The organism is Lentzea sp., from assembly GCF_036380075.1.
Classification (GTDB): Bacteria; Actinomycetota; Actinomycetes; order Mycobacteriales; family Pseudonocardiaceae; genus Lentzea.
In genome coordinates, this window is the sequence record NZ_DASVFL010000090.1 from 1 (window position 1) to 9,105 (window position 9,105).

General features: G+C 73.4%; 9 protein-coding genes. 5 read left to right on the forward strand and 4 right to left on the reverse strand.

Annotation, left to right across the window (positions count from 1 at the left end; all coding sequences use genetic code 11):
• Positions 1-1,620 (reverse strand): hypothetical protein (locus tag VF330_RS11200; protein WP_330851472.1); only part of this gene is annotated, 1,620 nt, incomplete at its 3' end.
• Between the two features lie 202 nt (positions 1,621-1,822).
• On the opposite strand from VF330_RS11200, the gene VF330_RS11205 reads away from it, so the two are divergent.
• Entirely contained in the window at positions 1,823-2,962 is a 1,140-nt protein-coding gene (locus VF330_RS11205) for a DICT sensory domain-containing protein (protein ID WP_330851473.1), read from the forward strand.
• Positions 2,963-2,979: 17 nt separating this feature from the next.
• On the opposite strand, the gene VF330_RS11210 is transcribed toward VF330_RS11205, so the two are convergent.
• Positions 2,980-3,615: a response regulator transcription factor gene (locus tag VF330_RS11210; RefSeq protein WP_330851474.1), complete on the reverse strand. Its 636-nt coding sequence runs from the start codon at positions 3,613-3,615 to the stop codon at positions 2,980-2,982.
• A complete protein-coding gene (locus VF330_RS11215; protein ID WP_330851475.1) occupies positions 3,612-4,814 on the reverse strand; it encodes a sensor histidine kinase in 1,203 nt (400 codons plus the stop codon). The genes VF330_RS11210 and VF330_RS11215 overlap by 4 nt, the downstream gene beginning before the upstream one ends.
• Before the next feature lie 170 nt (positions 4,815-4,984).
• Here VF330_RS11215 and VF330_RS11220 point away from each other — a divergent pair, with 170 nt between their 5' ends.
• Positions 4,985-6,070 carry an ABC transporter permease gene (locus VF330_RS11220; protein ID WP_330851476.1) on the forward strand — a complete coding sequence of 362 codons (1,086 nt, stop codon included), beginning with the start codon at positions 4,985-4,987 and terminating at the stop codon, positions 6,068-6,070.
• Positions 6,067-6,750, forward strand: a complete 684-nt coding sequence (locus VF330_RS11225; protein ID WP_330851477.1) for an ABC transporter ATP-binding protein — start codon at positions 6,067-6,069, stop codon at positions 6,748-6,750. The genes VF330_RS11220 and VF330_RS11225 overlap by 4 nt, the downstream gene beginning before the upstream one ends.
• Positions 6,751-6,754: 4 nt before the next feature.
• On the opposite strand, the gene VF330_RS11230 is transcribed toward VF330_RS11225, so the two are convergent.
• Positions 6,755-7,627: an alpha/beta hydrolase gene (locus tag VF330_RS11230; RefSeq protein ID WP_330851478.1), complete on the reverse strand. Its 873-nt coding sequence runs from the start codon at positions 7,625-7,627 to the stop codon at positions 6,755-6,757.
• A gap of 123 nt (positions 7,628-7,750) precedes the next feature.
• Between VF330_RS11230 and VF330_RS11235 the strand changes: the two genes are divergently transcribed.
• Together VF330_RS11235 and pdxY are read left to right on the forward strand one after the other, a co-directional pair.
• Positions 7,751-8,140, forward strand: coding sequence for an HPF/RaiA family ribosome-associated protein (locus tag VF330_RS11235; RefSeq protein ID WP_330851479.1), 390 nt, complete (start codon positions 7,751-7,753; stop codon positions 8,138-8,140).
• Between the two features lie 71 nt (positions 8,141-8,211).
• Positions 8,212-9,063, forward strand: coding sequence for a pyridoxal kinase PdxY (pdxY, locus tag VF330_RS11240; protein ID WP_330851480.1), 852 nt, complete (start codon positions 8,212-8,214; stop codon positions 9,061-9,063).
• Positions 9,064-9,105: the final 42 nt, after the last annotated feature.

Here is a 9,105-nt window from a genome sequence, read left to right on the forward strand (position 1 = left end):
GCGTCGCCCTCTCAGCTCGTCGCGTTCGACGTCCGGGATCGTCATCGACTCGGCCAGCACGGCGGCGAGCGCGTCGACCTGGCCGGTCTCGACGTCGGGGTGGAAGACCCAGCGGATGTTGTCGTCACGGGTGATCAGGTCGATCACCCGACGCGAACCGCCGTCCGGTGCGGCCGGGGCGCGCACGTAGCGCACCTGGTCGATCGGGATGGCCCGGTCGATCTCGGCTTGTTCGAGGAACGTGGTCGTCGAGGCCAGGACGATGCGGCGGTCCGTGACGGCGACCACGGGTCTGCCCGCGGGCTTGTCGCTCGCCGCCCCGAACATCTCCATCGCTCCGCCGACGATCGCGGAGATGGGGTTGCCGCCGTCGAGCTGTTCGGGGAAGCCGAGGGCGTGGAGGGACTCGCCGTCCTCGAAGTGCCACCGCAGGACGCGGAGGTACGGCGCCGAGTCCACGGATCGAGGTCCACAGAGGACGTTCGGGACCTCGAGCGGGGGGACCGGCGGGTGCAGGGCGTCGGCGAGGGGCTCGATCGCCGCCAGGAGCCGGGCGGCGCTGTCGCGGGCCGCCTTCACGTCCTTGCGCTTGCCCGACAACGGCCACGCGTCCGGTTCGCGGAGCTCGACCGTGATCCGGAGCTCTCGCACCAGCGCGCCCACGAGGCTCGTCACCGCGGCGAGGGTCGTGTCGAACTCCGCGCGGGTGTCGCGGGCGATGACCTCCGCGTACTGCGCCTCGGCCGCGTCCTCGCGTCCCGCGCCTCTCGCCCTCCCGGCGCGCAGCGCGTGGTAGCCCGTCCACGCGTTGAGCGAGGACAGCAGGGCGTGCACGTCGAAGGTGATGACCTCGGTGTTGCTCTGGAGGTACTCGCGTTGGCCGCGGGCGTCGGCGCGGCTGATCCGCCCGACGTGGTCGCGGACGTTGCCCTGGTACAGCTCCAGCTGCTTGCGCAGCAGCGCTCCGCTGCCCGCCACGTCGTCCCACAGCGACGTCGGGACCGACTCGATCTCCCTGGCCTGCTCGACCGCGCGGTCGACGGCGGCGACGAGCCCCGCCAGCTCGGCCCACTGGTCCTTGCGGACGGCGGTCAGGACCTGGTTCGTCACCGCGAGGGTGGTCCTGACCAGGCTCGAGACCTCGTTCAGCATCATCTGCAACGCGATCATCGCCAGCGCCGGCCCGACCGACGCCGCGATCTGCGCCTTCCCCACCGAGGCGACGGGATACAAGCGGGCCTGGTGCAGCGTCCCGCCGGGACCTGTCACCGTTCCGAGGAACCCGCCGTCCTTCGGCGCGAGCGCCGCCCCGCCCTTCAGCAGGGCCTGGGTCGCGTCACCGAGCCGGTAGAGCCCCTGCACGTCGGCGAACGCCTTCCCCAGGTTTCCGGCCAGGGCCGTCGCGCTCCCGATCGAGGCGAGGATCGCCGAGATCTGCCGGCGGTCCGCGGCGGGCACGATCCCGAAGTCGACCAGATCGGGCTTCAGCTCCGGCGGAAACTCACCGGCGACGACCGCCACCCCAGGGAGCACCTCCACCAGCACCGTCGACGGTTCCGAGTCGGTGACATCGATTTCCGCAGACCCGGGCGTCTCCCCCGAGTCCGAAGGGTCTTGCATGCGAACTCCTCCCGCAGGCGCAACGGCCCGAGCCTCGTGGCCGTCGGCCGACGGAGTCTACGGCGACTGCCTTGCGGCAGAACGCATGTCCGCGGCGTGCGGCCGACGCGCCGTTATGTCACCCGTTCGTGCAGTTGGTCGAGCCGACCGGAGGTTCTAGGTTCGAAGGCTGGTGTGCCGACAGGGGAACAGGAGCTCATCAGTGGCGATCGCGGACACCGGCGTGCGGGCTGGCCTGCTCTCCAAGCGGACGCTCGTGGTCGCGTCGCACGCCGTGGAACAGGCGGCGCTGGCGGGTGGTCCCCGCGAGCCCCTGCTCGTGCTCGCGTTGTTCCAGCGGCTGCCGTACTTCCTGCGGGAGACCGAGGTGTACCGGCGGATCGGGGCGCTGGCGTCGGTGACGGTCGTCGGGATGGTGTCCGACGTGCGGCCCGACCTGCCGTTCGGTGTCACGCCGGTGCTGCTGCGGCCGGACGAGGAGCTGGCCCGGGAGTGGTCGGTGGTCGTGCTCTCCCCCGCGTTCGGTGCCTGCGTCGTCGCCACCGACCTCGAGGAGCTCGACCCGGACGGCACGACGCTCGAGGCCAGCCGGTTGTTCCGGGGGCGGTGGGGGTTCCGGCGGGAGGAGGCCTACGCGGAGGCGGTTCGGTTGCGCGACGCGCTCGGCGACCGGGTGCCGCCGGACGTGCGCAGGCGGTTCGAGGCCGTTCTGGACAGCATCGTGGCGCCCCCGGCCGGTGAGGTGGAGCGGCGTGCGGAGGCCGCGGTGCGGCACCTGGCGGCGCGGCTGGTGGACGCTCGCGACGCCACCGGGCTCGCGCTGTCAGGCGTCGACGAAGAGGCGATGAACGCGCTCGACCCGTGGACCGGTCTGCACACGGTGGACTCGGTGAACGCGTGGCTGGGCAGGCAGGTGGCGGACACCGTGCGACTCGGGCTCGTCGTGATCCGCGTGCCGGGGCTGAGCGGATTCCCGGACGTCCACGGGCCCAGCGCGGCGGTCCACACCGAGAACAACATCGCCGACGTCCTGCGCCTGCACCTGCGTCCCGTCGACCGCGCCGCGCGGCTCAACGGCGACGAGTTCGTGCTCGTGCTGCCGGGTGCGTCGACCCCGGCGACGCAGGCCGTCGCGGACCGCGTGCTGGGCGCGTTGCGGGGACTGCACAACACCTATCCCCACCTTCCCGTCACCGCCGAGGTCCGCGTGCGGCACACCCGTGACCGGCCGATCGACGTCGGGGGGCTGGGCACCCGGCGCGCCCCGGTCGCGCCGGAGCGGCCCTACACGCTCTCCGGCACGTTCGACGAGCGGGAGTGGACGGAGTTCACCTCGCTCTGACGTCCCGCGGAACGTGGTCAGCGGCGGATGAGACCGAGGTCGGTCGCGGTCGCGACGGCGGCCGTGCGCGAGTCGACGCCGAGTTTGGTGTAGCTGCGGGCGAGGTGTGACTTCACGGTGCCCTCGGTGAGGTGCAGGCGTGCCGCGATCGCCCGGTTGGACAGGCCGGCGGCGACCAGGGCGAGGACCTCGGTCTCGCGCCGGGTCAGCGCCGTGCCGGGCGTGCGCATCCTCGTGAGGAGCCGGTCGGCGACGGCGGGGGCCAGGGCGGACCGTCCGGCCGCCGCGGTGCGGACGGCGGCGGCGAGCTCCTCGGGCGGGGCGTCCTTGAGGAGGTAACCGGTGGCGCCCGCTTCGATGGCGGGCAACGTGTCGGCGTCGGTGTCGTAGGTGGTGACGACCACGACTCGGGGTGCGCCGGGACGCGCGGTGATCGCGGCGGTGGCCTCGGCGCCGGTCATCCCCGCGCCGAACCGCAGATCCATCAGGACGACGTCCACGTCCCCCTCCGCAGCACGGGCGACGGCGGCTTCGGCGGTCGCGGCCTCGGCGACCACGACCAGACCGGGTTCGGTCTCCAGCACGGCCCGCAGGCCGGCGCGCACCACGGGGTGGTCGTCGGCCAGGAGGAGGCGGATCGGGTCACCGGTCACGGGCGGACCTCCGCGGGGACGGGCAGCCTCGCGGTCAGGGCGGTGCCGCGGCCGGGGGACGACTCGACGGCGAGCGAGCCGCCGAGTGCCCGCGCGCGAGTGCGCATGGCTTCCAGGCCCACCCCTCCCCCGGCGGGATCGGGAGCGGGCAGGTGCTCCGGGTCGAAGCCGGTGCCGTCGTCGACGACGTCGAGCGCGATCTCGTCGCCGAGGTGGCGCAGGGTGATCTCGACGGTGGTGGCGCCCGCGTGGCGGACGGTGTTCGCGACGGCGGCCTGGGCGATGCGCAGCAGGGCGACCTCGTGCGTGGTCGGCAGCGGTGCGGGACTGCCCGTGAGCCGGAACCGCGCGGTGATCCGGTGGTGGGTGCCGGTGGTGGCGCACAGGCGTTCCAGGGCTCCCGCGAGGGTGGTGCCGTCGAGGGCCGGCGGGGTGAGCGCGGCGACGAAGCGGCGTGCCTCGGCGAGGTTGTCCGCGGCGGTCTGACGGGCCTGCCCCACGTGGCGGGCGGCGGTCGCCGCGGTGTCCGGCAGGGAGCGTTCGGCGGCGCGCAGCAGCAGCTGGATGCTGGACAGGCCCTGGGCGAGGGTGTCGTGGATCTCGTGGGCGAGGCGTTCCCGTTCGGCCAGGACCCCGGCGGTGTGCTGGGCCTCCGCCAGGTCCGCGCGGGTCGCGGTGAGCTCCTCGATGAGACCGCGGCGCCGCTCGCTCTCCCGGTACAGCGCCTGGTAGCCCCGGACCACGGCGACCGCGACGGCGGCGCCGAGCGCCGGGCCGATCGCGGCCACCGGGCTGAAGACGCCCTGGTGCGCGGCGAACGCGGTGATCGCGGCCAGCGCCGTGGCGACCACCGCGACCAGGCCTGCCCGCCGCGGCAGCAGGTGGAGCTGGAGGAAGTACAGCGGGAAGGCGACCCACACCCCGTCCGCGGTCAGCACCACGAGCACGAGCCACAGGGCGCAGACGACACCCAGCCACGCCGCGGCGGCTCCCCGGGACGCGCGGACGCGGGGCATCAGGGGTCCCGCCGCGTACGCCAGCCCGCAGGCCACCGCGACCGCGACGACCGCCGCGGCACGCGGCTGCCCCGCGGTCACGGCTCGTACCGCCGCCAGGACGAGCAGGGCGGCGACCAGCAGGTGCAGGCACCAGGTGAGGACCCGGTTGGTCGGGGTGAGGGTGGAAGCGGCGGCGTTCACGGTGCGTCCAGGCTACGTCGAGCCGGTCGGGGCCGCCTCTGTCGAAAGGTGGAGGCGGGACACCGACTTCCGGTCCGGGAAGTGCCATCGCCGGTCGGACGCGGCGCCGGGGTGCGGGCGGCCACAGTGGAGCCATCCCGATCCACCCTCCGGAAAGGACGGTCGAGGCCGTGTTCGTGGCCTGGCGAGAACTGAGGTTCGCCCGTGGGCGCTTCGCCCTGATGGGAACTGTGGTCGTGCTCATCACCCTGCTGGTCGTCCTGCTGTCCGGCCTGACCGCCGGGCTCGGCCGGCAGAACGTCTCCGCGATCACCGGCCTGCCCGCCGACCGGATCGCCTTCGCCGCACCCGGCGGCGACCGTTCTCCGTCCTATTCGGACTCCTCCGTCACCGGGGACCAGTGGCGGCGCTGGGCCACCGCTCCCGGAGTTACGAGCGCCGAACCTCTCGGCATCACCACGACCAAGGCCACCGCGGGCGACCGGAGCGCCGGCGTCTCGGTCTTCGGCGTCCGCGACGGCTCCCCGCTCGCCCCGCACGGCGAGCGGCTCACCGGCGACTCGGTGGTGCTGTCCGCCACCGCCGCCGGCGACCTGGGAGCCCGGCCCGGTGACGACGTCGTCCTGGGCGGGCGGCGGGTGACCGTGGCCGCGGTGTCCGGCGAGGCCTCCTTCAGCCACACCCCGGTCATCTGGACCACCCTGGACGTCTGGCGCGCCACCGCCCCTCCCGCCGCCGGAGGCGACCCGGCCGCGACGGTGATCGCCCTGACCACCACGCCCGGCACCGACCTCGCCGCGACCGACCGGGCGGCGGGCACCCGGACGGTCACCGTGGCCGACTCCCTGACGGCGATCGGCTCCTACAGCTCCGAGAACGGCTCGCTGCAGCTGATGCGCGGCTTCCTGTTCGCCATCTCCGCTCTCGTCATCGGGGCGTTCTTCACCGTCTGGACCATCCAGCGCAGCGGCGACCTGGCCGTCCTCAAAGCACTGGGTGCCACCACGGCCGGTCTGCTCGCCGACGCGCTGGGGCAGGCGGTCGTCCTGCTCACCATCGGCACCCTCGCCGGCACCGGGCTCGCCGCCGGCGTCGGACTCCTGCTCGCCGGCACCGCCGTCCCGTTCGTCCTCACCCCGGCGACCGTGCTCGTCCCCGCCGTCGTGATGGTCGCGCTCGGGACGCTGGGAGCCGCCCTCGCCATCCGCCGCATCACCTCCGTCGACCCGCTGACCGCCCTGGGGAGCGCCCGATGAGCCTCACGCTGACCGACGTCACCCTCACCTACCCCGACGGCGGCACCCGCCTGACGGCGCTCGACCGGATCGGCCTGGACGTCCCCCGAGGCAGCCTGACCGTCGTGGCCGGGCCCTCCGGCTCCGGCAAGTCCAGCCTGCTCGCCGTCGCCGCCACCCTCATCGCGCCGGACTCCGGCACGGTGGTCGTCGACGGCGCCACGACCACCGGCATGACCCGCGGCGAGCTCGCCGACCTGCGCCGCCACCGCATCGGCATCGTCTTCCAGCAACCCAACCTGCTGCCCGCCCTGACCGCCACCGAACAGCTCCAGGTCATGGCGCACATCGACGGCCGCTCCCCCGCCAAGGCGCGCGCCCGCGCGGCGGAACTGCTCGACGCGGTCGGCCTCGCGGCACGGGCGGGACGACGGCCCCACCAGCTCTCCGGCGGCGAACGCCAGCGCGTGAACATCGCCAGGGCGCTCATGAACGACCCCGCCGTCCTGCTGGTCGACGAACCCACCAGCGCCCTCGACCACGAGCGCGGGGCCGCCGTCGTCGCGCTCCTGCGCGGCCTCACCCGCGAACGGGCCACCGCCACCGTGCTGGTCACCCACGACCGCACGCACCTCACCGAGGCCGACCAGGTCGCGGAGGTGCACGACGGGCGTCTCAGCGTTCCCGCCAGGACTCGCTGACCTCTCAGGACACCGCCGAGCCGATGGCGCCGGCGACCATCGCCATGGTGGTGCGGGCGCGGACAGGGTCTTCGGTCAGGAAGTAGTGGTCGACACGCGGCGTCTCGTCGTGGTGCACGGTGACACCGGCCTCGCGCAGGCGTGCGGCGTAGCGCCGGCCGTCGTGGCGCAGCACGTCGCGTCCGGCGGTCAGCACCACCGCGGGCGGCAGGCCCGACAGGTCCGCCGCGAGCAGCGGGGAAGCCCACGGTTCCCGCCTGCTCGCGGGGTCCGGGAAGTAGACCCTGCGCACGAGCCGGCGCAGCTCCGGCGTGATCATGCCCGCCTCGTCGAAACCGTGCTCGTCGTCGAAGGCCAGCACCGGGATGCCGAGCACCTGCAACGCGGGCAGCCAGCGCCCGCCGTCACGGGCCTGCAGGCTGACCGACGCCGCGAGGTTGCCCCCGGAGGAGAACCCGCCGACCGAGATCCGGCCGCGGTCGAGGTCCAGGTCACCGCCACCGGCGGCGGCCCAGGCCGCGACGTCGTGGCACTGGTGGTGGGCGACCGGGTACGTCACGTAGGGCGCAGCCCGGAAGTCGACGTTGAGCACGGGGACACCGGTCGTCGCGACGAGGTAGCGGCACCACCAGTCGTCCATGAAGGGGTGGCGCATCAGGAACGCGCCGCCGTGGAAGTGGACGTGGGCGGCGCCGGGCACCCGTCCGGACCGCGGCAGGTACACGTGCACGCGGACCCGTCCGTGCCGGGTGGGCACCCGGACGACCTCGGGACGCGGCAGGTCCGATCCCGCGAAGCGGAGCGCCTCGCCGTAGTCCACGGTCCAGCGCGCGGTGGCGTGCATCCACGCCGCGGTGACCCAGTCGCCGACTCTCACGGTGGTGCGTTCGCAGCCGGCGGGGTCGTCGGATCGGGTGAGCCGCTGACCTCCGGAACGTTTGGGCCGGACGCCCACGTGGTATTGATCAACACCATTTCTGTCTCGTTCCGGAGGGTGCTCATGCAGATCCAGGTCAACACCGACCACAACATCGACGGTGGCGAGCGGCTGGCCACCTACGTGACCGCGGATCTGGAGAACAGCCTGTCCCGGTTCAGCGGATGGGTGACCCGCGTGGAGGTGCACCTCAGCGAGGACGGCGGCAGCAAGCCCGAGGACAAGAAGTGCGTCATCGAGGCGCGGCCCGGCGGCAAGCAGCCGGTCGCGGTCACCCACCACGCGACCACCGTGGAGGACGCGTACGCCGGGGCGGCCACCAAGCTGGGCCGGGTGCTGGACTCCCGGTACTCCCGCGCCCACGACCACAAGGGCAGTGACAGCATCCGCCACATGCCCGCCCCGGAGGACCCGGAGCTGGTCGGCGTGCTCGAGGACGAGTCCCGGCGCTGACCAGGCGCCGCACCGCCTTGACGTCGTCGTGCGGTATGACGACGTCAAGGCGTCCGATCTAGGCTGGGTGGATGAAGGTTCTGTCCATCCAGTCGGTCGTCGCCCACGGCCACGTTGGCAACTCCGCCGCCGTGTTCCCGCTGCAGCGCCTCGGGGTCGAGGTCGTCCCGATCCCCACGGTCAACTTCTCCAACCACACGGGGTACGGCGCGTGGCGCGGTCCGCTCCTGCCGCCGTCGGACGTGGCCGAGATCCTGCTCGGGGTGGAGGAACGCGGGGTGTTCCCGCAGGTCGACGCCGTGTTGTCCGGCTACCAGGGCGGCACGGGCATCGCCGACGTGATCATCGACGCGGTGCGCAGGGTGAAGGCGGCGAACCCGGCGGCGCTCTACGCGTGCGACCCGGTGATGGGCAACGCCAAGTCCGGCTGCTTCGTCGCGCCCGAGATCCCCGTGCTGCTGCGCGACCGGGTCGTACCGGTGGCCGACATCATCACCCCGAACCAGTTCGAGCTGGGCTTCCTGACCGGCACCGAGCCGGTGAGCGTCGAGGAGACGCTGGCCTCGGCCGACCTCGCCCGCGCGATGGGCCCGTCGACCGTGCTGGTCACCAGCGTCGAGCGGCCCGACCGCGAGGAGGGCACGATCGAGATGCTCGTCGTGGACACCTCCGGCTCGTGGCTCGTGAACACCCCGTACCTGCCGTTCAAGGCCAACGGGTCCGGCGACGTCACCGCCGCGCTGTTCACCGCCCACTACGTGCGGACGAAGGACGCGGCGCTGGCGCTGAGGCGCACCGCGTCGAGCGTCTTCGACCTCATCGACCTGACCTACCGCTCCGGCGAGCGCGAGCTGCGGCTGGTGCAGGCCCAGGAGTGCTATGCGAACCCGCGGATGCAGTTCACGGCCGAGCAGGTGCGCTGAGCCCGCTGCTGGAGTCCACTGCCGCGAAACGACCACCGCGTC